Below are 24407 nucleotides of genomic sequence, written 5' to 3' on the forward strand. Positions count from 1 at the left end.
TCGGTTACTGTGCTGTGTCGCAATCGCCTTCGAAGTCACTAAGTACGCTGTTGGCAAAGGAACGGGCATGAAGAAGCTCATTATCCACGGCGACCCGGGGCTGCGAAAGGGCGGCCGCATCGAGTACGAGGACGAGGAGTACGAGGTGTTCTCGGTCTCGCGGCAGGGCGACTGGCACGGCCCGGACCGGCCACAGCTCTGGTGTACTATCGGCTCGGAGGACGAAGAAGAGACGTTCAAGACCCAGGAATACATTCCGATGCATCTGGACACGGACGACATCGAAGCTGAGGCCGTCACCGTGCTCCGCGATCGCGCGCCGCCGAACGCCGAGTCCTGAGTGGCCCGCATCGTTCCCTGAAAAATCGCCGTTCGCCAAGAGTACCCCGCTCCTTTTTCAGAAGTATTCCGGTCGGACCTGGTAGATCGTGACGCCGCCGGCTCGTTTCGCTACGGTCACGCCCTGTAGCTGGTCGACAGTCACGTCACCGTAGCGGGCTCGTTCGGCCGGGCCGACGTAGACGTAGCGCACGTCATATGCTTCGAGGAGGCGGCGTTGCTCGGTCGCGTCGCCGGTGTAAATCGTCTCCACGTCGTCGACGCGGCGGTCGTACACCGTGTCGTTGCGGTACTGGGCCTCGTGGGTCCAGCCCGCGACGGTCGGCAGTCCGGTCAGGCTCGACGGCGCGCTTGCGCCCTTGCCCTCGTTGGCGTCCCACTCATAGTCAGCGGGGGCGGCCGTGACAATGGTTGGCCGGCCCTCCGCTGTCGCATCGAGCCATCGAATCGCTTCGGCTTCTTCTGGATGGTCGTCATCGAGGTATGCCAGCCCGTTTAGTGTGGGCTCTCCCGCGGCGTCGGCGTGATTCGAGAGCGCAAAGACGCCGTACAGCGACGCCGAACAGACCAGCAGGGCGACGAACGCGCGGACGCCGATGGTTACCCACGCTCGCGCGCGGTCGCCGGTCGGCCGCCAACGAGTGAGCAGCCACGCCAGCACGGGGCCGGCGGCGACCCCCCAGAGCACCCACACCTGCATGTACGTCTTGAACACGGTGTTCATCCGGCCGATGTTCTCCCTGACGAAGACGAATTCGACGAGGAAGACCAGACCCGCGCCAGCGAGAATCAGCATGGCTTCGAAGCCAACGGGCCGGTCGCCGCCGTCAGCGAGCGCTGGGACCGCGTCGACGGTACGGTCAAGCGTCGGCGAGCGCGCGAACAGCCACGCGCCGAGCAGTAGCGGGGCGAGCAAGCCGACCGCTGCGATGTCAAGCGTCGCGGCGAGCGCCGCCGTTCCGACGGTCACGAGACCGACGATGCGGGCCGTACTCTGCCCGACAGCACGCCCGGTCTGGGCGTACAGGTACAGCCAGAACGGGGCGACGAACAGGCCGTGGACGGCCAGGAGTTCAAGTAGCGAGGTCCGGTCGGGCAGAACCGCAATCTCGCGGCCGCTCGCCGGGCCAAGCCAGAATGGGAGCGACCAGAGCAGTCCCAGCGCAAGGACGCTGCCAGCGACGGCCAGCCCCATCCCAATCCGAACGCCCTCTTGACCCGGTCCGTTCAGTCGGAGCCGCTGTCCGATATCATCCGGGAGGAGCGTCGTCGGGTCGGCCGGCGCAACGGTGACCGTCAACAGGGCCAGTCCGCCCATCGACGGGAACGACCACGTGTTCGTTACGGCCATGATGCCCGCGACGGCCGGGAGCGCACCGAAAAGCAGTGCGAGCCGTCGCCGGCGTTCGACGGCCGGCGTCTGGTAGTAGCTGAAACAGAGTGCGGCGGCGAGCAACAGGAAGCCCGTGCTCATCATATGGGCGTGCATGTCGCCGTTGAGCCAGGCAAACAGCGGGAACTCGTCGATGACCAGCGCAGCACCGGGTTCGTACGTGCCGAAATCGGCCGCGCTGTCCTCGATGACGCGGCTCGCGTCCCAGTAGCTGAACGAGTCCGGCCCCGCCGCGAGCCCGTCTAGTTCGTAGCCAGCCCGCTCGGCAACTGTCCGGCCCAGCCCATCGGGTAGAAGCCAGATAACGAACTTTGCAGGCGTCGACAGATTGCTCGCGATGCCGACACAGAACGCCGTGAGGCCGGCGGCCAGCCGTCGCGGGAGGCCGCGTTCGCTCGCGACAGCGCCGGCCAGTCCGTACGCCGCCGTGATCAGCGTGGCATAAAATCCAGCGAGCGCGAGATTGTACGCGAACTGGCCGGCGGTTCCCGTGATTCTGGTGAGAATCGCCGCGATGAGGTGCCCACCGTAGTAGTATGCGACCGACTCGCCGGCGAACCACATGTCCTCTAGCGGGAGGCTGTCAGCTCGTACGAGCGACTGTAACAGGCCGAAATCGAGGAACTTCTCGCCGCCAATGGGGATGATTGCAGGGTCGAGCGCCCGGATGCCGACGACGAACAGGAACGCGACTGTGAACACGCCGGCTGTCTCCGCGTACGTTCGGGCGTTCGGTCCATTGTCGCTCCGCCAGACAGCCAGTGTACTCACGGCGAGCACGGCGACGCCGAGCCAGATGCCAAGCGTCAGCGAGAGGCGACCGACGAAATAGGTGGCCAGCCACAGTATCGAGACGGCAACCGGGACGCCGAAGGCGAGTCCACGGTCGGCAAAGCGGGGGAACAATAGTCCGGCGACGGTCCCGCCAGCGTACAGTAACAGGAGGTAGAGGGCGAGCCAGGTGGCGAGGAGCCCGTATTCCATCAGTGAAGGGACCGGTTCGCTGGCCTATACGCTTTTTCGTTGCCTCCGGACTTATCAACTGATCAGGAACCAGTAGCTTCGAACTGTTTTTAGTTCCGCCTGTCCGACTACTCGGCAATGTCGCGTTCCGTCGGGGTTGTCCTTCCAGCCTACCGTCCCGACATGGACCAGCTCGGGACCTATATTGCCGCCATTGACGGTGCCCTTGCCCCGCAGACCATTGTTGTCGAGCTTGATGCGCCACGAGACGGCGTTCCTGTACAGCTCCGTTCGCTCCCAATCGAAGTCCACACCGTGCCCTATCGCCGCGGGAAAGGCGCAGCTATCACCGCTGGGTTCGAGCGGCTGGAGACCGACGTGCTGGCCTTTGTCGACGCCGATGGGTCGACACCGGTCAACTCACTCGAACGGATACTGGACCCGGTCATCGACAGCCGAACGGACCTCGCTGTGGGCTCCCGCCGTCACCCGGACGCGACGGTCGCCACCCACCAGACGTTTGCCCGGCGGTTCCTCGGCGACGGCTTCGCATGGCTTGCCGGCCAGTTGCTTGACGCACGGTTGTATGACTACCAGTGCGGTGCGAAAGCCATCGACGTGGCCGCGTGGGAGCGCGTTCGCGACCACCTGTACGAGCCCGGCTTCGCGTGGGATGTCGAACTGATCGCCATCGCGGCGGCGCTGGACCTGCGTATCGAAGAGGTGCCGATAGAATGGGAAGACAAGCCCGGCTCGACGGTGTCGCCGATACGAACGTCGATAGACCTACTCGAAGCACTGCTGACGGCTCGCCACCGGTCGAAGCAACTGCGCGATGACCGCCTCCACACGGCCTTGGCCGAACATTTCGACGAGCCAACCGCTCTTATCGAGAAGGACCGATGATGGACATCGAACAGCAGGTTCGACGCATCGTTCCCGACCGGTTCGAGTCGCTCGTATCGGGCGTCCGGTTCGGCCAGTTCGTCTCCGTCGGCGTTGTCGGTGCGATCAGCGACAACACGGTTCTCGCCGTACTCGGCCTGGTTTTCGGTGTCAGCGATATGTGGGCCAAAGCCGCCGGCGTCGAAACGGCGATTCTCGTGATGTTTCTGGTCAACGAACACTGGACGTTCGCCGGCCAGGGTGATGCCGACCGCCGTTCGTTCGCCAAGCGGCTCGGGAAATCCCATCTGGTCCGGTCCGGCGGTGTCGCGGTCCAGCTTGCCATCTACTGGCTGCTCACGCAGTGGCTGACGATTGAACTCGTTGTCGCCGGAACTGACCTGTGGTTCATTGCCGCGAGCCCACTCGCCATTGGCGTTGCGATGCTGGTCAACTACGTCGCCGAGAGTATCTTCACCTGGCAGGTCCATGCGGACGGGTGAGCATAGCGCGTTACTAACTCACGGACGGCACTCGAATCACAACCCTTAATGAGGGGACCGGACTACGAAGAAGTAGCGGGATGGGATAGCCAGGAGATTCCGGCGGGCTCATAACCCGCAGATCGGTAGTTCAAATCTACCTCCCGCTATCATTTTGCCGAACTCACTCTTCCAGTGCGGCGTTTTACCGCCAAACAACGCTGAGTGCGGCAATTATAGCTGAGAAGATTTGAACGAGAGAACACCGAGTGATATGAGGTGTTCGCGTTGTTCAACTCTATCTCCCGCTATATTCTGTCGCTCACAAATTCGTGGGTGACTGGCGTATTCAGTAGATTTGAAGAAAGTCACAAGCGATCGAAGAGAGCGGCGTGAATGTGGTTCAAATCTCTCTTGCGTTGTAGACTGCGTTTAGCCTGTTCACCGCTGTTGCTCACTGCCGTGGAGATACCCCTCTCTGGCCGCCGTGAGTATCCGGTACAGTGTGGCGACCAGCGCAACAACGAGCAACACGCTAAGGACCTGTGTAGGCGTGTTCTGCGTCTTGAACGCCCATGGGAGCGCCAGCGCTACCAACTGGACGGAAACGATAAGTCCGGCGAGGGTCGTGACGGCGACCGACAGATACCGGGCACCGCGCTGAAATGGGCCGCCGCGGTCCATCGCCTCGAAGCCGTATCGCTGTACCATCGCCCCTTCCAGCGCCAGCCAGAGCGCCAGCAGTACAGCCGCACTGAATCCGACGGTTCCGAGCGGGTCCGAAATCGTGAGCGCCGTTAGTCCAGCGACAATTCTGCTCGCGCCGACGAGCAATGCGAGCGCCAGTGGCCCAAGCAACACAAGCGAACTGAACAGGGCGGCGAAATCCCCTGCAAGGGATCGAATAGAGGGAGACACAACGGCTAGTGTCGGCCCAGCATTTTGTAAGGCTACTGGCAACTACTGGCGGCCCGCTTCCAAATCGCTACAGGAACCGTATTAACAGCCGCCCTAGTCGTCGCCGTGCTCGTCGACGATGGTGACCTCGCCGTCGATGACCTGAACGTTGATCAGCGTCTTGGCGTCGTACCCGGCTTCGTCGAGCTTGTTCGTCCCGTCGGCTTTCTTGATGACACAGACGATGTCACGGATGTCCGCGCCGATGTCTTCGAGCGCGCCTGTAAGTCCGGCCAGCGTCCCGCCGGTCGAGAGCACGTCGTCAAGGACGAGGACCTGGTCGCCCTCGTACACGTCGTTGACGTACATTTCGCTCTCGGAATAGCCGGTTACCTGAGACAGTGACACTTCCCCGTCAAGCCCGTACTGACGCTTGCGGACGACGACGAGTGGGATATCGGTCATCAGCGAGACGGCTGTGGAGATGTGGATACCCATCGCCGCCGGTGTGACGATCTTGTCGACGTCGTCGAGCTCTGCCTTCCGGATGATCTTGATGACGATTTCGCGCAGAAGTTCCGGTCGAAGCATCGGAACCCCGTCGCTGATGGGGTGAACGAAGTAGTGATAGCCTTCCTTCTCGATAATTGGCGCTTCGAGTAGGGACTTCTTGAGTCGGTCCATGCTGGCGGTACTACAAGCCCGTACTAAAATTCTCCGTCACCGACTCAGTAGAGCGACAGCAACTCACCGAGCGCTCGCATCATCGGCAAGAGGTGTGCATCCCCCAGCGCGTAGTACTCGACGCTCGTCAGCAGTAGGAACACAGCCGCCACACCTGTTGCGGCACCGAGAAGCACTGCACCGACCTGCCCTGCTTGGCCTTCAGAGCGGCCACAAAGTGTCCAGATACCGAGTGGGACAGCGATGCCAACCGCGAGCAGCGCGTGCAACTGGAACGCCTCGCCGATGCCGTTCACCGTCAGCGCAACAAACATCACGGTCACCTGGCCGCCGATCAACACTGTCCCCGCAACTGTCCAGAGGAATGTGTACCAGTGGTTCGCGAGGCTCTTGCGTACCGCTGGGAGCCGCACGAGCAGATACACGCCGAGTGGATAGAGCGGGAACAGATACCGGGCAGTCACCTGTGCGTGCAGTGGTAAGCGGGTGTTGTACAGGAGGATGACGCCGACGAACGCCGTTATGGCGAACACGTCCACGACACGGCCGGCGCTGAGTGTCCGGTCAGCCATCGACGATGGCAGACGCAGCCGTCGGACGACTGGGAGTGCACCGACCATGGCGACGAGAATCGGCGCGGATTCAAGCAGTGAGAGATTGACGGATTCCTCGCCGCCGATGTCGAGCGCGCCGCTCGCACTTCCTGATCGGACGAACGCGTGGTACACGTCATTTGGTTGCCGCTGGAGCGTTCTGAGTCCCGAAGCGAGTTCGCCACCCAGCAGTGACAGTGGCTGCATCCCGCTTTCGAGGGCACCAAACAGGGGTGCCAGCGATGTAAGCAACCCACCAGAGCCACCACTGCCGCCGCTACCGCCGCTACCGCTGCCACCGCTTGCACTGCTCGCAGTACTGTCGCCCAGGGAGCCACCGCGGGAAATCAACCTCGGGGGCTTCACCGGGGAACCGGAGATGGCGATATTCGTGATCAAGAACGGCAGCAGGGAGAGGCCGAAGACGACACCGATACGAGCCAGCGTTCGGGGGCTGTTGTCCGGGGCCGTCGGGATATCGACCAGTGCCAGGGCAACACAGAGCAGGAGCGCTTCCGGAGCGTGTACCCATGCGTACAATCCCACCAGCGCGTAGGCGAGTGCCCGGAAGGTCTGCCGCTGCGTGATAACTTCCCCGTCTGCTGGCTTGCGACTCCGATAGAGGCAGTACGCGACGCAGACGACCACTGTCCCGGTGACGGCGTGGCGCTTCGGCACCGACGCCCAGAAGGCCAGTGGCGTCCCGGCTGTGAGCACCACGGTGCTCAGGAGCCCCAGCCGACGTGTTTGAACCCGGCTGAGGAGCCGATAGAGTACCACCGGCGTGAACGCTGCGATGAGGAGGTGCGTCAGTTGCAGCGCGTATAGATGGGTCTGGCCGGCGTCGAGCGGCTGCGCCAGCGTCACGTTCAGCCCGAACAGTCCCAAGACAGTGACGGTACCACCGTAGAGGAGCCAGTCACCGTCGGTGTAGTAACTGCACTGGACCACCAGCGCTAACAGCGCGAGCGACCAGAGTGCGACCAGCGCAATGCGGAGTTCGACGATGGTGGTGAGCAGGTCAAGCACGAACACGAGCGGCAGCGAGAGGACAATGACACCGTAGTTTCGCGCGTACCACTTGCCGCCGTAATTATTTGCCCCCGGCGTCTCTAGTCCGGGCCCGTAGGCCGCTTCAGTCATCGCTAGCTGTCCGTTTGAGAGGCTGTACAGCCCATTCGCCAGCGTGTAGGAATCGTTTATCAGGAACGCCGTCCGCCACAGTAGCCCGAACAGCACGACCGTCGCGAGAAACACGCTCAGGCCGAGTCGGTCGCCAAACAGCACCGAATACGCCGTCTCGCGGGTGTTTGAGAGGGCGGGTGTCCGCTGTCGGAGACGCCCGACGAACTCCGCCGCCGTCATTCGACCACCGATATCGTGATGTTGCGCGTCGCCACCACGCCGTGGCCAGCCTCGTCGCGCTTGCTCACGGTCACTGTTCCGTTGTACTGTTCGCGCTCTATCTCCTCGTCGGTGAACGTGTCCGACGCCAGCGTCAGCGCGTACGTGTCCCCAGCTGAGTCGTCCAAGAAGTGATTCGTCGTCCGCGTGTAGCCCAGTTCCTCGATGGTGAGTTTGTAGACGAGTGTCGGCCGTCCGGTAAGATTCGCGAAGTGTATACGGACCGGCGGTGCATCGAGGTAGTAGCTTGCCGCGCCGTAGGACCCTTTCTCAATCGTTACTTCCTCCGGCATTTCAACTGTGGAAACCGTGACATTGCCCGATTCGAGTGCGACCGACTCTGGCTCGGATGCCAGCGTGACGCTGGGGACCAGCGGGCCGGAAAGCAGTGTGACGCCGAGTATAATGGCTATCACACTGGTGATAACAGCCCGCGCTCTTTCCATTGTTACCAGTCACTAGATATCTGGGGATAAAAGTGTCGTGGAGAGAATGCTGTTGCTCACCAACTCAAAAATAAAAAACTTGAAACCGGATTACGCTTCAGGCCCGGTATCTTGTGAGAGTGTAGCCGAGGTGTCTCCCTCTGGTGGCTCGTAAATTACGCGGAGGTCGTAATTATTATCGACTCTAATTTCAGTATTACTCCCTGCTTTGACTTCGGACCCACTCGTACTGGCTGATTTGTGGGTGTCCCATTTTCCATTACTTGATGTATCAGAATTGCTCCCAAACGTACCGCGTACATACAAGCTATTGAGAGCAATAGTATCGCCACCGTCATGCGTGATTGTGACGATACCATCTGCATTATTAGAACCAGATGCGCCAGATTCGTAGTCCCAACTAAAGCTAGCTTGCGGCGTTGTCTGCTGTGCCTGGTCGCCAAGACCAAGCACGAAGGAGGCAATTACTGCGGCCAGAATGACCGTGATTGCGACCATCAGGATGACCCCGATGACCGGCGACACTGCGTCGTCGTCGTGGATGAGTTGTTTGATATCCATGGTTTGTTCGACGCACACCGCGAGTGTGACCCGAGTAGGAATCCCCTATAGATCGAAGGACTTCCTTACCGGTTCGCGGGGTGTGCTGACTCAACCACATGAGATGTGCCCACTTATACTCACAGTACGTTTTAGCCGTTCAATGCTGCCTTGAAAGACTTCAAGGCTGGCTGTACCGCCGGAATTCGATACGGCGGTATTTCGATAGTTCAGCAGTAAATGCGGCAAACAAAACAGCACAGGCCATGAAAGAGACTGCGCGCTTCAGTCGTCGGACTCGGCTTCTTGGGCCACATACTCGGTCAGTGTCATCTCACGACCGGCATAGGTGTGATAGCCCGCGGAGACGCTGAGTACAACCGCGATCAGCGTGGCCCAGACCAGCGGCGGAATTGCCGTGAAAGGATAGACGCCGACCCAGAGGATCGTCACGATCGCCAGACTGACCGCGCCGAGCGAGAGGTAGTATTCGCGCCAGGGGAACTCACTGCCCGGCACGATTTCGAGATAGACGGTGAGTTCCTCTGTGTGTGCAGTCTTGGAGATCGTCCCGTTTTCATCGTCGTAGTTAATGATACCCGTCTCGTCCATTCGCGGGAGATGGGACTGCTGTAACGTGGTGTAAACGCGCTTTCGTTGCGCGCTCGTGACTGCAGTGTTCGGGCAGTCGTACTCCTGTGCCGCGACGTGTGACACGAGGTCACCGAGCTGTACCGGGCCGTCGTGTTCCCGTAGATACTGAAGCGTGTATCGACGCCGCTCGTTCTGCAGCACGTCGAATATCTCGCCTTTGGAAAGGTCGTCGTCCGCAGCGGAGTCTGACCGTTTTACCTGCTTGCTCATGTCAATTTCTCCAATCCCCACCACCCATCACAGGGAATACAGCGAAAATCAGGACGTTCATCAGTTATAAAATCACGGGTTTCAGTGCCGGAAAAAACGAGACGTCGCGAGTTTATGCGTTTGGTCCGGACGCACTTGCGAGTGTCGCGGAGGTATCTCCGTTATCAGACTGGAAGACAACCCTGAACTCGAAAGATCTCGAATTAACATCAACTGTTGCTCGGTCACCAGCAACTACTTTACTATTACTTCCGCTGGTATCACCGTTAAGATCACTGCTCCATTCTCCAGTATCGTCGATACCTGATCCGCGAACGAAGAGGTTACTCCCTTTGATCGAGTCACCGCCGTCGTGAGTAATGGTTACTGCACCTTCGCTGCCCCCACCACCTGAGCTGTCGTAGTCGGTGCTAAAGCTAGCCTGTGGAGCCGTGTTACTGACCTGATCGCCCAGACCGAGGACGAATGTTGCGATAACGGCTGCAAGGATGACCGTGATTGCGACCATCAGGATGACCCCGATGACCGGCGACACAGCATCGTCGTCGTTGAAGAATCGTTTGAGTTCCATTGTTGTGTCCGCACGCATCAACAGGTCGCCCTGTTATGCCGTGCTTATCGAATCGTGGCTATGGAGATATATAAGTCTGCACCTGTATTATCAGAACGTGTAATTGCCCTGTCTGTTAACAGCTATTCTGGGGTGTTTGAAACCGTATGCAGCCGATTAAGTCTGCAATTATCACAGAATATGTTTTTAGACCTTCACGAAAGGGCCAGCAGTGCCACTGTAACAAACACCGCGAGAATGAGGATGCTGAGCCCGATGCCGGCTCGCATCGGATGCACGAGAGTGTCGTCGTCGCGGAGCCCCGCAATCACGTCGTTCGGGGATGTCACTGCCCGCGTGACGACGCTCGTGGCCTGCACCACTGCGCGGTCCACGGCGGCGTACAGTTCGGTCACACCGACAACGAGCCCGCGGGAGCCATAGAAGACGGCGGGGTTGTACAGCGAATCGATGTCTGGGACGCGGCCGAGTTTCGAGAGGGGCTTCTTTGTCACCGCGAAGCAAAGCAGTCCGAGAACGGCTAGAACGACTCCCTCGATGAGGTGGGGAACAGTGTACGTTTTGTAGACGTGGTCAACGACGGCCCCGCTCGTCACGTCGAACGGAAGGATAGTGAACAGGGCTGTGTCGTACACACCGTAGATGATACAGAGCGCGGCTACAGCCACCATGGCGATGCTCTGGCCGCGGTTCGCGTCCGGCACGCTGTCGTCGTATTCGCCGTGGAAGAACGCGTAGTAGCCGAACTTGATGAACGACATGAACGTGCCAACGCCGCCCAGCAGTAGCATCCACTCGAGCGTATAGAACTCACCGAGCGGGAGCGGTCCCTTTCCGAAGGTGTAGTGGCTCCCGGAGATAATGATCCCCTTGCTGACGAACCCGTTGAACCCGGGGAAGCCGGCGATAGACAGCGCAGCGACGGAGAACGCCCCCGCTGTGATCGGCATCTCCCGCCAGAGACCGCCGAGTTTCTTCAGGCTCTCTGTCCCGGTCCGGTAGATGACGACACCGGCGGTCATGAACAACAGGCCCTTGTAGAGGATGTGGTTGAACACGTGCGCGAACGCGCCAGCCTGTGCGAGCGAAGTTCCGATACCAACGCCGGCGACCATGTACCCGACTTGTGACTGGATGTGATAGGAAAGGAGCCGCCGCATATCGTTCTGGAACAGCGCGAACAGCGCGCCGAAGATAGCCATTCCGCCGCCCATGTACGCGATGGCCTCGTGGCCGTTGGGGAACGCGCGGTACATCCCGTAGACGCCGGTTTTTGTCGTAAACACACAGAGGAACACGCTGGCGGCGATGTGCGGGCGCGGATAGGTGTCTGGCAGCCACGCGTGCAGGCCGATGAAGCCGACGTTGACGCCAATACCGATCGCGGCCAGCGCGGCGGCCAGCCCGGTCGTAATACCGGCCGTTTCTGGACCGCCCGGCACCGACGCGAACAGGAACGTCTCTACCTCGACGTAATGCCGGAGGATAGCGGCCATCAACAGCGTGCCGCCCAGCCCGTGCAGCAGGGCATACCGGAACCCGGCCCGGACCGCCTTACCGCCGTAGTGCCACACTAGGAGCGTGCTCGTGACGGCCATCAGCTCCCAGAAGAAGATGAGCGTCAGCCAGTCGCCAGCGAAGACGGCTCCAAAGCTGGTCGCAACGTACGAGAGGGCGTACCCTGTCTGTGTCGTGTTGGCCTCGCTGGCATAGGAGTAGAGCACGGCGACCGCGGCGATGAGCCCGAAAATGATACCCATCAGCCGAGAGAACGGGTCGACGTTCAGGAGGACGGCGTCGAACCCGAGGAACTGGGTCTGGAGATGTGCGCCCTCCGGGACCGCAAGTGCCCATGGCACCGCGAGCGCTGGCACGAGCGCGCCGACCGCGTGTCCGGCACGCCGCGGAAGCCGGGACACGGCGATTGCCAGCGCCAGTAGTACGACGACTGGTGGAACCACTGTAAGCATCGACATTACGCCATCACCCCCGGCAGATTACCGACGATAGTGTCGACGATTCGCAGGAAGACAGCCGTGTACGGCACTGTCCCTAGCAGAAGCGACAGCGTGGCCGCGGTGAGGATCGGCCCGAGCATGAACCACGTACTTTCGCCGCCGCGCCAGCCGCGGTCGTCCCAGCCACCTGCGGGCGGGCCGCCATGGTGTTCGTGTTCCTCATCGTGTTTCCCGAGGTGGTCGACGTGTTCTGGCTTCGGCACCTCGCCCCCGTCGGAGTGACCGTCGGCAGCGCCCGATTCGTGGTCCTCACCGCCGTCGGCCCGAACCTTGTCTCGCCCGCCAAGTGGTCCCCCGATGAGCGGCTTCTCGTCGTGACCGTCCGGCGATTCGAAGTACGCCTGATAGACGATTGGCCAGAAGTACGCGATGTTGAGGACACCGGAGACCAGCAACGCGGCGGCGAAGACGAGCCCGCCATTGAGGCTGAGCGCACCGATGACGAGATACCACTTGCTGACGAAGCCAGCGACCAGCGGAATTCCGGCCATCCCAGCCGCAGCGACGGCAAAGGCGGCCATCGTCAGCGGCATCCGTTTCCCGATGCCGGCCATGTCGCTGATGTCGTCGGTGTGGGTCTCGACGTGTATCGCGCCGGCACAGAAGAACAGTGTCAGTTTCATGAATGCGTGTGCAGGGATGTGGAGCAGGCCGCCCGTCAATGCCTGTCCGTGGAGCAGTCCCAGCCCGAGCACGATATAGGAGAGCTGGCTAATCGTCGAATACGCCAGCCGCCGCTTGAGGTTGTCCTGTCTGAGCGCGATGATACTCGCGGTCAGGAGGGTAAAGGCCGCAATCGCGGCCAGCGGGAGGCCGACGCCGAGTTGCTCCATCGTTCCGGTCCCGTACACGTCGAGAACGACTCTGGCGATGCCAAACACGCCGCTTTTGACGACCGCGACGGCGTGTAGCAGGCCCGACACCGGCGTCGGCGCGACCATCGCATCCGGGAGCCAGGAGTGCACCGGCATCAGTGCGGCCTTGACGCCGAAGCCGGCTGCCAGCAGGGCAAACGCCGCCCGTGCCAGCGTCGGGTCGGCCGTCGCGAGACCTTCGAGCCCGCCCGGCGCGAACGCGGTCGTTCCAGCGAGGACGAACACCAGCACCGTCCCACCCAGCACGGCGACCCCGCCGCCGAACGTGTACGCGAGGTACTTCCGACCGGCGGCGCGGGCCTCGTCCGTCTCGTCGTGGGTAACAAGCGGGTACGTCGACACTGTCAGCAGTTCATAGCAGACGAACAGCGTCAGCAGGTTCGAGGCGAAGGCGACGCCGATTGCCGACGCGAGGCTGGCAGCGAAGGAGGCGAAATAGCGTGTCTGGGCGTGCTCGTCAAGGCCGCGCATGTAGCCGATGCTGTAGAAGCTCGTCACGATCCACAGCAGGCTTGCAAGCAGGCCAAAGAGAAGCCCGAGCGCGTCGACGCGGAACGCCAGTTCGATCCCGGTGGCCAGCTGCCCGAAGGAGAAGACGTACCGCGTCCCCGACAGGACGCCGGGGACCATGCTCGCGACGATAGCGAACTTCGCGACTGCCACCGTGATGGTCACCCCCTCCCGCACGTTCGGACGACGTTTGAGCGAGAGAATCACGGGGATGGCCACCGCGGAGACGAGGATTGCAAACAGCGGTCGAAGTGATGTGATATCAGTCATTGGTTTAGCAGGGGTGGAAGCGTCTCTCGAAGCACCTGTTCGAACGCTGGTACGGCTGCGGTCAGCGCGACCGCGAGCGCGGCCGCGATGACGACGACGGCGATCATCCCGAACGAGACTGCCTGTCCGCTCCCATCTGTTACGGGAGCCTCGTCAGGCTTCGAGTGGATGGTCGCCTCGGCGAAGTAGAGCCGCTCGACGAGGCGGGCGAAGTACGCAAGCGTCAGCAACGTACTCGCGAGCAACACGGTCACAACGGCCCAGTTCTCGGTGTTGACTGCGCCGAGGACAATGTACCACTTGCCGACGAAGCCGACCGCCGGTGGAACGCCGACCATCGCCAGCGAGAGCACGGCGAAGGCAAACGCCGAAACCGGGACGCGGCTCCCCATCCCGGCGTAGCCGTTCACCGTCGTCGCGCCCGTCTTGCGCTCGATAATGCCCGTCGCAGCGAATAGCCCGCCCTTCATCACCGCGTGGCCGAGCAGGTGAACGGTCGCGCCGACGACGGCCAGTGGGGTTGCGATGGCGAATCCGGCGATGACGAGGCCGAACTGCGACACCGAGGAGTACGCCAGCATCCGCTGGACGCTGTCCTGCGAGACGGCGAGCGCACTTCCCGCGATGATACTCACGCACGCCAGCCCGACCAGCGCCCAGCGAGCGACGGGCACGGCCGCCAGGAACTCCACGGTGAACACGGAAAACAGCAGGCGGGCGAGCGCGTATGCCGAAACCGTCGATACAAGCGCTGAAATGAACGCGCTCACCGTATCCGGGGCGTTCGCGTAGGCGTCGGGCTGCCAGGTGTGCAAGGGGAACAGAGCGACTTTCACCGTCAGCCCGCCGACCATCAGCCCGAACGCGGTCAGGACGAGCGTCGAGTCGTAGGCCGCCATCTCTCCGAGTTTGGTCGCCAGGTCAGCCATGTTGAGCGTGCCCGTTGCCGCAAGCAGGTAGCCGATGCCGAGCAGGTACAGCGAGGCCCCGACGGTCCCGATGATGAGGTACTTCAGCGCCGCGACGGCGGCACTGGCGTCCCGGCCACTCGCTACGAGGCCGTACGCCGCAAGCCCCGTGATTTCGAGGAACACGTAGAGATTGAACACATCGCCAGTGACCGTCATGCCCGTCAGGCCGGCGATCAGCAGGAGGTACAGTCCGTAGAAGGGGCCCGAGTGCGGGCCGGCCTGCCGAGCGTACGCGAGCACGCCGAGTGACACGACAGCCACGAGCAGGGCGACGGCACCGGAGAGCCCGTCGACGACGAGTTCGATGCCGTACGGGGCGGCGAAACCACCGACCGCGTAGGACACAGTCCCATTTGTGCCGACGGTCCACGCGAGCAGTCCGGCCAGGCCGGCCTGCCCGAGGAGTGTCACCGTCGCGACGGGCCACCCGGCCCGGTCGCTCACGAGACTCGCGGCCAGCGGTATCGCACCGCCGACGATCGGCAGGACAACCAACAATACGGGGAGTTGTTCAATCATAGTAGAGCTGTTTGAGCTTGTCTTCGTCCAGCGTACCGTACTCGGTGTAGATGCGGATGATCAGCGCCAGCGCCACGGCGGTCAGGCTCACCCCGACAACGATAGCGGTCAGGATGAGGACGTGTGGCAGCGGGCTGACGTAGGGGCTGCCACCCTCCTTGATTATCGGCGGGTTCCCGCCGGTCCGGAACGCGAGCGTGATGAAAAACAGGAAGATGCCCGTCTGGAAGATGTTCATCCCGATGACTTTCTTCACGAGGTTCCGGGACTCGATGAGCATATACAGGCCGATACCGAGCAGGAGCATCACCGCGAAGTAGTTGTAATGTGAGTTCAGCAGTTCAAACATTAGCTCTCATCCTCCGGTTCGTCGACGGCGTGGCCGAACCCCGCCGCAAGCAGGAAAAAGAGGCCGATAGCAACGCTGGCGACGATACCACCGATGGCCAGTTCGACGAGCTCGATAGCGTAGGCAACCACGTGCGAGATGAACTGTTCGTACAGGTGATATTCGAGGAAGTTCCCACCCAGGAGAATCGTTCCCAGCCCGATGGCTGCGAACGTGAGCACGCCGCCGGATGCGAGCGCGGCGACGACACGGACGTCGAGCCACTCCCGCGCCGCGTCAATCCCGTAGGCAAACGCGAGCATCATTACGACCGACCCCGCGATGACCCCTCCCTGGAACCCACCGCCGGGGGAGTTTGCCCCGTGGAACATTACGAACAGGGCGAAGGTGAGCACGAACGGCGCGACAACGCGGACCGTCGTCATGATAATGGTACTCTCGACGTACAGCCCGGTTCGCTCGTCGGCGCTCATGCGAACACCTCCTGTCTGAGGACGGTCAGCGCTGCGACCCCGGCTGAGAAGACCACGACAGCCTCACCCAGCGTGTCGAACCCACGGTAGGCCGCGAGCACCGCCGTCACACCGTTTTTCACTTCGGTGTCCGCGTACGCGTTTTCGAGGTAGTACTGTGTTACCTCGCCGCTGACGACGGGGTTTGCCGCGCCATCCGCCCCGACGGCGGGCAGCGCTGGAACGGTCGCAATCATAACGACGACGAACCCGCCGACCAGTACGACGGTCCGGGCGCTGATCGACTCGAACAGGCCGTTTTCCTGTGGCCGAACAGTGTTTGCCAGCGCCAGAATGAACAGTATCGTCATGATGCCGGCCCCGACAGCCGCTTCGGTCAGCCCCACGTCGGGGGCCTCAAGCATCACCCAGATAATGGAGATACCGAGGCTGTAGGCGGCAAACGCCATCAGTGACGCCAGCACGTCACGGAGTACGGCCGCGCCGATAGCACAGCCCAGCACGAACACCAGCAACACTGCCTCGATGAGTGAGAGGCTCATGATTTGTCCTCCTCATCGCCGGTAGTCCACGGCTCGATGCCCTGATCCTGTGCCGCCCGGGCGATGGCGTGGGCGGCGGTGGGGTTGGTCAGAAACATAAACACCAGCAGGAAGACAGCCTTGATCGTCGCGAGGTCGGTCTGAATCGCGAGTGCGGCGGCCCCGATAGCGAGGACGGCCCCCAGTGTATCACTTTTCGATGCCGCGTGAGCGCGTGTGTAAACGTCAGGAAGCCGGACAATGCCGATCGAGGCGACGCCGCCGAAGAACGCGCCGATCAACGCGAGCGCGACAATCGCCCACTCTGTTGGCGTCATAGCACACCCCCGTGCTCGACGTTGAACTTCGAGAATGCTATCGAGAGCAGGAAGTTCAGCAGCGCGTACACGAGCGCGATGTCGAGGAACAGCGGCTTATCGAGCGCGCCGGAGACGAGCGCGATCGCGATAACGGTGTTCGTCCCCATCACGTTGACCGCGATAACTCTGTCGTGGTCCGTCGGTCCCGCAAACACGCGGTACAGCGACACGATGGCGAACAGGACGAACGCGCTCGCGATTGCCAGCAGCGCCACCTCGAACTCAATCATCGTCGGCCACCTCCGGGTCGCCAATGTCACTCTCGACTGTGTTGTCGTCCCCCTGTCCGCGCTCGCGCGGCGAGGGAATGGCTGCCGCCTCCCGGCCGTAGAAAACGAACCGGACAGCTCGTTCGAGGCCGCCGTCAAACAGGTCCTCGCGCGAACTACCGGTGAGCGAGTGAATGTCGAACGCCTGCTGGGAGACACTGACGGTGAGCGTCCCGGGCGTCAGCGTGATGCTGTTTGCCAGCGTCGTCACCGCTCCGTCACCCCAGATCGCGGCCTCCAACTCGACCATTTTGGGGTCAATAGGCAGCGACGGGTGCAAGACGACGTACGCGATTTCGAGATTGGCGACGGCGATTTCCTTGAGCAGGTACGGGACGTAAATCACGAACCGGGCGAGTTGCCTCGGAATCCGGGTCAGCGACGGCTGGCGACTGAACGCGATCGGCGCAAGCAACGCAGTGACGATCGTCGCTGTTATCGCACCAGTGAGGAAATCCAGCGGTTTGTACGAACTCAACAGCAGGTAAAACAGATACGACGCTCCGAAAATGGTGAGATACTTCGGGAGCGTCGCGGCGCGGGCGAGTGCGGTCGACCGTGCCGGTCGCTCGACGGGTGCGGTCTCGACCTCGATATCGCCCCGGACGAGTTCGACTTCGAGCGGCCGAAGCATCGGCGTCGTGCCGCCCGGGTTGAACTCCGGATCGAGGACGACCCGTTCGATGCTGTGTTCGTCGGCGTAGGCCAGAATCGCGTCGGCGTAATCGCCGGGACTGAACAGGTAGCGGTCAGCACCGATGACGCCCAGTTCAACCTCGAGGTTCGACGGTGGGGAAGTACCCAAGTCTTCGTCGAGCCAGACATCGATGCGGTCAAGCAGGTCCTTGGCTTGGCCGAGCTCCGTCTGTGCGTCGGGGTCAACGGCGCGTGTGCTTGCGACGGCGACGAGGTGCAGCGATATCTGTTGTTGCCCCTCTCTGGCCGGCGATTCGGCCTGTTCAACGGCGTAGGCGACGGTGTTCCGGACCGTCACCGAATCAGCTACTGGCACGAGCAGGCGACGGGGTGGTGGTACAGTCACAGTATCTGTTTAGAAACTCCGAATAGGCGGTTCGTCGGGCAGTACTGTCGTTATCGGACCGGAGCAACGGAACACGCAAAACTATTTCGTAATCGGTTACGCGCTCAGTCACGACTGGACAGATGGTCACCGAGTTCGTTGGCGACACGGGCACCCAGACCCTGTTTTTCCCCAACGTACTCCGTGGCCGCGTCTGCGTCGACAAGCAGGGCGCGCGTCTCGTCGTCGCCCATCACGCTCGCGTCGTTGGCGACCACGAAGGCCAGCCCGGCCCGCTCGCGTATCTCGCGGGCGCGCTCGATCAGGGTTTCGTCGTCGCCTTCGGTTTCGACTTTGAAGCCGGCTATGGGAAGGTCCGGGTGGTCTGCCCGAACAGTGTCGATGAGCTTCGGCGTTGGTTCGAGCGTCAGCGTCAGTTCTGCCTGTCCGCTCTTGATCTTCTCGGGAGCCTGCTCAACGGTGTAATCTGAGATAGCGGCTGCCGAGATCAGCGCGTCAGCGGAGCCGGCGACCCGCCGGGTAGCCGCTGTCATCTCCGCGGCGGACTCGACCCGCTCGACAGTCGCGTAAGGAACGTCCGGCCCATCGTGGACCAGCGTCACGTCGGCCCCGCGGACGTAACAGGCCCGCGCGACCGCCCGTCCGGTCCGCCCCGAGGATCGGTTCGAGAGCGTCCGAACGGGGTCGACTGATTCCGTGGTCGCGCCCGCGGTCACAACGACGTGCTCGTCGGCCAGCGGCCGGTCGCCCGCGGCCCGGGCGGTCGCTGTGACGATGGCCTCCTCAGTTGCGATCTTGGCTTTCCCCTCCTCGATTCGCGGGTCGACGAACTCGACGCCCCAGGACGCGACGCGGTCAATAGCGTCCAATACACCGGGGTGGTCGTACATCGGTTCGTGCATCGCCGGCGCGACGACGACAGGCACGTCAGCACCGAGTGCGGTCGTCACACACGTCGTCACGGGCGTATCATCGATTGCCGCGGCAACCTTGCCGACGGTGTTTGCCGTCGCCGGTCCGAGCAAGAGCACGTCCCCCCAGCCCGAGCGCCCGCAGAGGTCGACGTGCTCGACACTGCCTGTGATTTCGGTAACGACCTCGTTGTCCGTCGCGAACTCAAGCGCCCACGGATGGATGATGCCCGTCGCGCTGTCGGTCATCACGGCCCGAACGGACGCCCCCTGTCGTCGGAGTTCGTGTGCGAGCTCCACCGTCTTGACGGCCGCGATAGACCCCGAAACCCCCAGAACGACGTTGACTCCGGTCAGCATACCTGCGGGTTCGCGGTGCGGGGGTAAAAGCCCCTGTCTCTCCGGCGGCGCTAATCGCTGTCGTCGGCAGTCCGCTCGCCCCGGCTGCCGCTCCTGTCACCGCTGGTGTGTGGTCCCTCCTCATGTGCGTTCAGTGCGAGGGCGAACGCAGCTATCGCCAGCAGGACCAGTCCGAGCGCGAGTACCGAACTGAATGAGAGCCCGGCCGACGTGGTTGGAACCGCGACCGGGATGAGCACGTATCGAACGAACAGCACGAGGAGGATAGCCCCGGCGAGGACGGCCGCAGTTCCGGTGACGTGGACGAACTCGCTGTCCGTCGTTTCGGCGTCCCGGCCCAGTTGCTGCCCGATACTGCTGGCGTGCGCGCCGGCGTCCCAGACCAGTAGCGCCGCCGCGCTTCCGACGAGGACGAGTATCGGTGCGAGTCCGCGCTCAGCCCCGAGCAAGGTCATGACGAACAGCAGCCCGCTTCCGGTCGCGAATCCCGCCACCCGTCGCGACAGTACCTCTGCGCCGACTAGTTCGGCCAGCAGCGTGATGAGACCGCGGAGGACGGCGACCGAAATCAAGACGCCGAGCAGCAATACGGTAGCCGAGCCATAATGGCCGCCTCCGGTAAACGTGGGCGCTACTCGCCGGGTCACGCCGGCGGCAGTAAGGGCCAGTGCGCCCAGCAGCAGTCCCACAGCGGCCACGATACTGCCGGTCTGCCGTGCCAGTGACTGTCCGGGGTCGTCCCCGAGCCACTGTAGTAGCCACTGCCGGAGCCGTTCGACGATGAGGATAGCCAGTAACGCCAGAATCCCGGCTGCAAGGGGGAGATGGAGCGGGCCACTGAAGACGACCCGAAGGGCCGATCCGAGCACCGGGAGACTGTCGAGGAAGCGGTCAAACAGCATCTGCGCCGTCGGAACAAACGCCACGAGCAACTGCAGGCCAACGGCGGCCTTGAGCGGGGTGTCGATGTCCCACCAGTTTGTCCCCAGCAAGTCCAGTCGTTCGAGCGCCCGGTCGGTCGTCGCTGTGGGTGCCGGAACCCACGACTCCAGCGTCTCCGTGGCCCGGTCCAGCAACAACAGGGCAAGCAGGACCCCGGCCTGTAGCGTCACGAAGCCCACGAGCGGGTGGAGAGAGAAGCCAGTGACAACGCGAACAAACACCCAGGGGAGCCTGACGGCAGCGGCGACGGCACAGACAATTGTGACGATGACGCCAACCACCAGTACCACGAAACTCTCATCAAGCATTGCCGAGAGTTCGTCCGTCGCATCGGCCGGCGGCACCAGCCCGCTACTCGCGTCGATGACGACGAGTGTGGCGGCCAGCGGGAATCCAAGCGCCACAACGAGCGACCAGTAGTCAGTCGCCAGTAGCGCGGTCCCACAGAACACGCCTGCGCCGATGATGATGAGGATACTGCCGCCAGCGATGCGCTCGCGGGCCTCGCTGCGGAGCGCCCAGACCCCGGCGGCGATACAGAGCCCGCCGCCGAAGCCGGCCAGCACTGGTATCGGGTCCACGACAGCGAGGCCGAGGACGAGCGAGACGAGCACTGCGACCGTTCCGGTCAGCGCCGCGCTCGACGCCGCCGGTCGATTGTCGAGTGCCGTCATGCCCACCGCTCCGTTGCACGAATGAGGGCTTTCGCGAGCGGTTCCGTGGGCGTCCAGTCGACAACTCGAACTGTTCCTCGAAGGGTGTCGAGGCGGGCCGTTCGGTCGATTCGCTCGACGGTACGTCCCGGACTGTCACCGCCCGTCATGTCTGGGCTGACGACCGTGACTGCGTGTCCGTACGCCGCGAGTCGTTTTGCCGCATCGGCCGCCCGGTCGTCGAGCAGGGGCGTACAGAACACGACCTGTGACTCGCTCGGAATCGAGCGGTCGAGTGTCGCCACCGCATCGCCGCCGTCGGCGATTCCGTAGCGGTCTGCCATTTCAGTCGACGACTCCGCCGGCCGGGTTCGGGTGTTGGTGTCGAACAGCCACGAATCGCGAGTCCCAGAGGGCCCGGTGGCCGACCCGCTCACAACACCCTTCAGGAACCTTTCCAATCGCTGTTCCTGTGCCCGGTTGGCCGATGGCTGTAGTGTCTCGCCACTGTCGTAGACGGCGGCACCGACGCGGTTGTCCATCCCTAGAAGCGCCGAACCGACCTGCTGGGCCGCGTAGGCACAGAACTGGACAGCCGTGGGCGCGTTTGCCTCGCCCGCAACAGAGTGTCGGGAATCGACGAGCGTGATGACGGTGGCTGCTCGCGTCTCCTTGAACTCGATTGTCGCGAGCTCGTTCGTCTTCGCGAGGCGGTTCCAGTCGACGCGGCTCATCGGGTCCGAGGACTGGTGCTCGCGGATAGCGTAGAAGGCAAGCCCGTTCCCGCCGGCGTCTGTCGGGATACGCCCGGACTGGGAAAGCGTCTGGCCCGAGAGCGGAACGGTGTCCACACTGGCACTACACGAGAGTCCCGTCTCGACGGTGACCTGCTCGGCGAACTCGACGGTCCCGGTCAGGTTCCGGCAGACGACCGCCACGTCGGTGAACGCGTGGTCACCGCGCCGGGCGTCGACCGTGTAGGTGACTGAATCTGACGCCCCGGCTTCGAGATGGGTTCCGAACCGCGGGGAGCCGTCGACGACCTCCAGCCGCTCCGGGACGCCGTCGAGAACGCGAACGTCAGGCAGGGTCGCGTCCCCATCGTTCGTGAGCGTCAGCGTCACTGTCACCTCTGAGCCGGGGAGCGGGTCAATCGGTTCGACGTGGCGCTCGATTGTGAGCGTCGGCTCCGGGTCACCGATGGCCGCCTGATAGGCCGCGTACACCAGCGCCACCGCTGCGACCATGAAAATCACCGGGTTCCCGGTGACGATACCGGCCCCGCCGGCCACCAGCGCGGCCGAGACGCCGACGTTGCGCTGGGTTGTTTCACGCGTTCTCACGCGTGTTCACCCCGCTGGAGGCGGCGTATTTCGGCCGTCGCCGCCTCGACCTTCCGGTCGAACCCCTCGCCGCTGGCCCAGTCCCGTAGCTGCATCTCGATTGGCGGGCCGGGCGCGTCCGGGCCGCCGAGGAAGGTGGCTGCCCGGCGGTTGTCCGTCCACGAACCAGTGCGGACTTCTCGGGCCGCCGCCTCCATCGATATCTCCGCCGTTTCGACCAGCATCTGTCGCGCGGCCTCACGGAGCCTGTTCCTGATTTCCGACGCATAGCTCGCTTCGAGGCCGTTGTACGGGTCGACGCGTCCGTCGATTTTCTCGAGCAACTCGTCGATGTCGTCGCCGACCAGTTCGCCGGATTCTGCCTGTGTCGCTTCCGGTTCTAGCAGTTCATCGAGCAACTCCGTCGATCTGTCGCCTGTCTCGTCGTCACGATACGGGTCACGCGGCTGGCTCCCTTTTATCGGCGGCAGAGCGGAATCCTGTGTCCGAACAACCGTGTACAGGCCGAAAACGCCGATTACGGCGGCGCTGACGCTTGCAACAAGCTGTAGTTGTCTGGCCGTTCCGCTCCCGACATCCGGGAGCACTGAGGGGAAAGTAACGACGAACACTGCCCCAGCAAGCGCGGCGAGTCCCAGCAGGGTGTACTGGACGAACCTGCGCCCCGGTGCCGGGCGGTCGACACTGATATCGATGGTTGCGCTGGCAGCTTCCCCCTGTTGTGATTCAGCATCACTCATCAGTCGTCACCCCTTCCAAGGAGTTCTCTGAGAGCGGCACGAGCCGATTCTGTTCGGTCCCCGGTCGCCGACCGCCCGCCGTATTCGACCTCCCGAAAGAGGACAGTTAGCCGGCGCACGGGCTCGGCCGGAAGTCCACTGTCGATAGCCCGGCGGGCGTACTCCCCGGGCGTCGCCGTCTCGGGGTCCGACACTGACACGCGGTCAGCTAGCAGCGCCCAGGCTTCCTGCACCGACAGTGAATCGATGTCCGGCCCGTCATCCGTCTCACTCGTTGATTCGGTGGCCGTCGACTGTCTTTGCTCCGAGTCCGACGAGCCAAACAGCGACGGGCTGTCGACGCCACTCCGAACGGAGGCAAGGAAGCCGCCGCTCCCGCCGAAGCCGCTGAGGGCTCTGAACGGCGCGACTGAGAGCGACCCGAGCGCACTCGGCAGGCCGGCGACTCCCCGCAGTGACATTGTGCCGACCGACCCGACCCCCGTCGACAATCCGGCCAGGATACCGCCGGAGACAGCACTGATACCGGCCCCGACTCGTGAGAGCGCCGCCGACCCCGAGAGCAACGCGGTGGTCGTTACCTTCGGAATCCGGCCGATAGTCCGCCCAATCGTCCCGTTCGAAACTGCCGAAACGACTGTCTTGGCCAGCTTGCCGATGATAGGGTGCAGTCGGAGTCCAACGTCTGTCCACCCGCCACCCTCCGCGTTCGATGCGGCCCGGATAACGCCGACTGCAACGATACCGAACCCGCCGATCAGCGCCAGCCCGAACAGCTTCACCAGAATGGGTGACCCACTGTCTTCGCCGTCGCCGGCCGCCGGCGTTTCTGTCGCTGTCTCCGTGGGTGTTGGCGTCGCCGCCGGCTCATCGTTTGTCGCCTGTGGCGTCGTCGCTGCCCTATCGCTCGTCGCTACCGGCGTCGGCCCACCGTCGATTTCGTCGGGCCCTGTTCCGTCGGGCGTGGCCGGCCCGCTCGCTCGGCTGTCGAGGGGGCCGCTTGACTCGAATTCGACGCCGATTGCGCCGGGAAACAGCGCCGTGCCGAACAGAACAGCGACTGCACAGAGGAGGGCGAGGGCGGCACGCACCAGCTTTGTTGACACTACGAGACCGTTTCCAGCGACAGAGTAAATATTTTCCCTCACTGTGTGACTGTCCGAACAGAAAACCTTTCATTCGCTGTGGATATAGCAGAAC

Annotated in this window: 25 protein-coding genes and 1 tRNA gene; 4 read left to right on the forward strand and 22 right to left on the reverse strand. The window is 62.9% G+C overall.

Features of this window, described 5'->3' with window-relative positions; translation table 11 throughout:
- Positions 1 to 67 precede the first annotated feature (67 nt).
- The gene (locus RR_RS19605) at positions 68 to 340 is read left to right on the forward strand and encodes an HAH_0734 family protein (RefSeq protein ID WP_011224844.1); all 273 of its coding nucleotides are present in this window, start codon (positions 68 to 70) and stop codon (positions 338 to 340) included.
- Between the two features lie 57 nt (positions 341 to 397).
- Here the strand turns inward: RR_RS19605 and RR_RS19610 are convergent, their stop codons facing one another.
- Positions 398 to 2716, reverse strand: coding sequence for a DUF2298 domain-containing protein (locus RR_RS19610; RefSeq protein ID WP_011224845.1), 2319 nt, complete (start codon positions 2714 to 2716; stop codon positions 398 to 400).
- A gap of 117 nt (positions 2717 to 2833) precedes the next feature.
- Between RR_RS19610 and RR_RS19615 the strand changes: the two genes are divergently transcribed.
- From RR_RS19615 to RR_RS19625, 3 genes are all read left to right on the forward strand, one after another.
- The gene (locus RR_RS19615; protein ID WP_011224846.1) at positions 2834 to 3601 is read left to right on the forward strand and encodes a glycosyltransferase family 2 protein; all 768 of its coding nucleotides are present in this window, start codon (positions 2834 to 2836) and stop codon (positions 3599 to 3601) included.
- The gene (locus tag RR_RS19620) at positions 3601 to 4083 is read left to right on the forward strand and encodes a GtrA family protein (protein ID WP_049939119.1); all 483 of its coding nucleotides are present in this window, start codon (positions 3601 to 3603) and stop codon (positions 4081 to 4083) included. Before RR_RS19615 ends, RR_RS19620 begins: the two co-directional genes overlap by 1 nt.
- Before the next feature lie 74 nt (positions 4084 to 4157).
- Positions 4158 to 4232 (forward strand) — tRNA-Met (locus RR_RS19625).
- Positions 4233 to 4503: 271 nt separating this feature from the next.
- Here the strand turns inward: RR_RS19625 and RR_RS19630 are convergent.
- The 21 genes from RR_RS19630 to RR_RS19730 form a co-directional block, all read right to left on the reverse strand.
- Positions 4504 to 4980 carry a hypothetical protein gene (locus tag RR_RS19630; RefSeq protein WP_049939120.1) on the reverse strand — a complete coding sequence of 159 codons (477 nt, stop codon included), beginning with the start codon at positions 4978 to 4980 and terminating at the stop codon, positions 4504 to 4506.
- A gap of 93 nt (positions 4981 to 5073) precedes the next feature.
- Positions 5074 to 5643 (reverse strand): hypoxanthine/guanine phosphoribosyltransferase, encoded by a 570-nt coding sequence (hpt, locus tag RR_RS19635; RefSeq protein ID WP_004518711.1) that lies wholly within the window; start codon positions 5641 to 5643, stop codon positions 5074 to 5076.
- Positions 5644 to 5687: 44 nt separating this feature from the next.
- Positions 5688 to 7601, reverse strand: coding sequence for a hypothetical protein (locus tag RR_RS19640; protein ID WP_011224849.1), 1914 nt, complete (start codon positions 7599 to 7601; stop codon positions 5688 to 5690).
- A complete protein-coding gene (locus RR_RS19645) occupies positions 7598 to 8086 on the reverse strand; it encodes a hypothetical protein (protein WP_011224850.1) in 489 nt (162 codons plus the stop codon). Before RR_RS19645 ends, RR_RS19640 begins: the two co-directional genes overlap by 4 nt.
- A gap of 90 nt (positions 8087 to 8176) precedes the next feature.
- On the reverse strand, positions 8177 to 8647 hold the full coding sequence (locus tag RR_RS19650; RefSeq protein WP_011224851.1) for a type IV pilin: 471 nt from the start codon (positions 8645 to 8647) through the stop codon (positions 8177 to 8179).
- Between the two features lie 264 nt (positions 8648 to 8911).
- Positions 8912 to 9490 carry a DUF7344 domain-containing protein gene (locus RR_RS19655; RefSeq protein ID WP_011224852.1) on the reverse strand — a complete coding sequence of 193 codons (579 nt, stop codon included), beginning with the start codon at positions 9488 to 9490 and terminating at the stop codon, positions 8912 to 8914.
- 112 nt (positions 9491 to 9602) lie between these two features.
- Positions 9603 to 10061 (reverse strand): type IV pilin, encoded by a 459-nt coding sequence (locus tag RR_RS19660; RefSeq protein WP_049939200.1) that lies wholly within the window; start codon positions 10059 to 10061, stop codon positions 9603 to 9605.
- A gap of 194 nt (positions 10062 to 10255) precedes the next feature.
- On the reverse strand, positions 10256 to 12037 hold the full coding sequence (locus RR_RS19665; RefSeq protein ID WP_011224854.1) for a Na(+)/H(+) antiporter subunit D: 1782 nt from the start codon (positions 12035 to 12037) through the stop codon (positions 10256 to 10258).
- A complete protein-coding gene (locus tag RR_RS19670) occupies positions 12037 to 13734 on the reverse strand; it encodes a cation:proton antiporter (protein ID WP_011224855.1) in 1698 nt (565 codons plus the stop codon). The genes RR_RS19665 and RR_RS19670 overlap by 1 nt, the downstream gene beginning before the upstream one ends.
- Positions 13731 to 15224, reverse strand: a complete 1494-nt coding sequence (locus RR_RS19675; RefSeq protein ID WP_011224856.1) for a monovalent cation/H+ antiporter subunit D family protein — start codon at positions 15222 to 15224, stop codon at positions 13731 to 13733. Before RR_RS19675 ends, RR_RS19670 begins: the two co-directional genes overlap by 4 nt.
- The gene (locus RR_RS19680; protein WP_007188191.1) at positions 15217 to 15573 is read right to left on the reverse strand and encodes a cation:proton antiporter subunit C; all 357 of its coding nucleotides are present in this window, start codon (positions 15571 to 15573) and stop codon (positions 15217 to 15219) included. Before RR_RS19680 ends, RR_RS19675 begins: the two co-directional genes overlap by 8 nt.
- The gene (locus tag RR_RS19685) at positions 15573 to 16046 is read right to left on the reverse strand and encodes a Na(+)/H(+) antiporter subunit B (RefSeq protein ID WP_004963542.1); all 474 of its coding nucleotides are present in this window, start codon (positions 16044 to 16046) and stop codon (positions 15573 to 15575) included. The genes RR_RS19680 and RR_RS19685 overlap by 1 nt, the downstream gene beginning before the upstream one ends.
- Entirely contained in the window at positions 16043 to 16588 is a 546-nt protein-coding gene (locus RR_RS19690) for a DUF4040 domain-containing protein (protein WP_004963540.1), read from the reverse strand. Before RR_RS19690 ends, RR_RS19685 begins: the two co-directional genes overlap by 4 nt.
- A complete protein-coding gene (gene mnhG, locus RR_RS19695; protein WP_011224857.1) occupies positions 16585 to 16905 on the reverse strand; it encodes a monovalent cation/H(+) antiporter subunit G in 321 nt (106 codons plus the stop codon). Before mnhG ends, RR_RS19690 begins: the two co-directional genes overlap by 4 nt.
- Positions 16902 to 17177, reverse strand: coding sequence for a cation:proton antiporter (locus RR_RS19700; RefSeq protein WP_004963535.1), 276 nt, complete (start codon positions 17175 to 17177; stop codon positions 16902 to 16904). The genes mnhG and RR_RS19700 overlap by 4 nt, the downstream gene beginning before the upstream one ends.
- Positions 17170 to 18210: a monovalent cation/H+ antiporter subunit E gene (locus tag RR_RS19705; protein ID WP_049939121.1), complete on the reverse strand. Its 1041-nt coding sequence runs from the start codon at positions 18208 to 18210 to the stop codon at positions 17170 to 17172. Before RR_RS19705 ends, RR_RS19700 begins: the two co-directional genes overlap by 8 nt.
- Positions 18211 to 18362: 152 nt before the next feature.
- Complete coding sequence (gene coaBC, locus RR_RS19710; RefSeq protein ID WP_011224859.1) at positions 18363 to 19529, reverse strand: bifunctional phosphopantothenoylcysteine decarboxylase/phosphopantothenate--cysteine ligase CoaBC; 1167 nt, start codon at positions 19527 to 19529, stop codon at positions 18363 to 18365.
- Positions 19530 to 19579: 50 nt separating this feature from the next.
- Positions 19580 to 21145: a DUF7519 family protein gene (locus RR_RS19715; protein WP_011224860.1), complete on the reverse strand. Its 1566-nt coding sequence runs from the start codon at positions 21143 to 21145 to the stop codon at positions 19580 to 19582.
- Positions 21142 to 22467, reverse strand: coding sequence for a DUF58 domain-containing protein (locus RR_RS19720; RefSeq protein WP_049939122.1), 1326 nt, complete (start codon positions 22465 to 22467; stop codon positions 21142 to 21144). Before RR_RS19720 ends, RR_RS19715 begins: the two co-directional genes overlap by 4 nt.
- Positions 22464 to 23207: a DUF7269 family protein gene (locus RR_RS19725; RefSeq protein WP_011224862.1), complete on the reverse strand. Its 744-nt coding sequence runs from the start codon at positions 23205 to 23207 to the stop codon at positions 22464 to 22466. Before RR_RS19725 ends, RR_RS19720 begins: the two co-directional genes overlap by 4 nt.
- Complete coding sequence (locus RR_RS19730; RefSeq protein ID WP_232508544.1) at positions 23207 to 24313, reverse strand: DUF4129 domain-containing protein; 1107 nt, start codon at positions 24311 to 24313, stop codon at positions 23207 to 23209. The genes RR_RS19725 and RR_RS19730 overlap by 1 nt, the downstream gene beginning before the upstream one ends.
- Positions 24314 to 24407 lie beyond the last annotated feature (94 nt).

Source organism: Haloarcula marismortui ATCC 43049, from assembly GCF_000011085.1.
In the GTDB taxonomy this organism is placed as follows: Archaea; Halobacteriota; Halobacteria; order Halobacteriales; family Haloarculaceae; genus Haloarcula; species Haloarcula marismortui.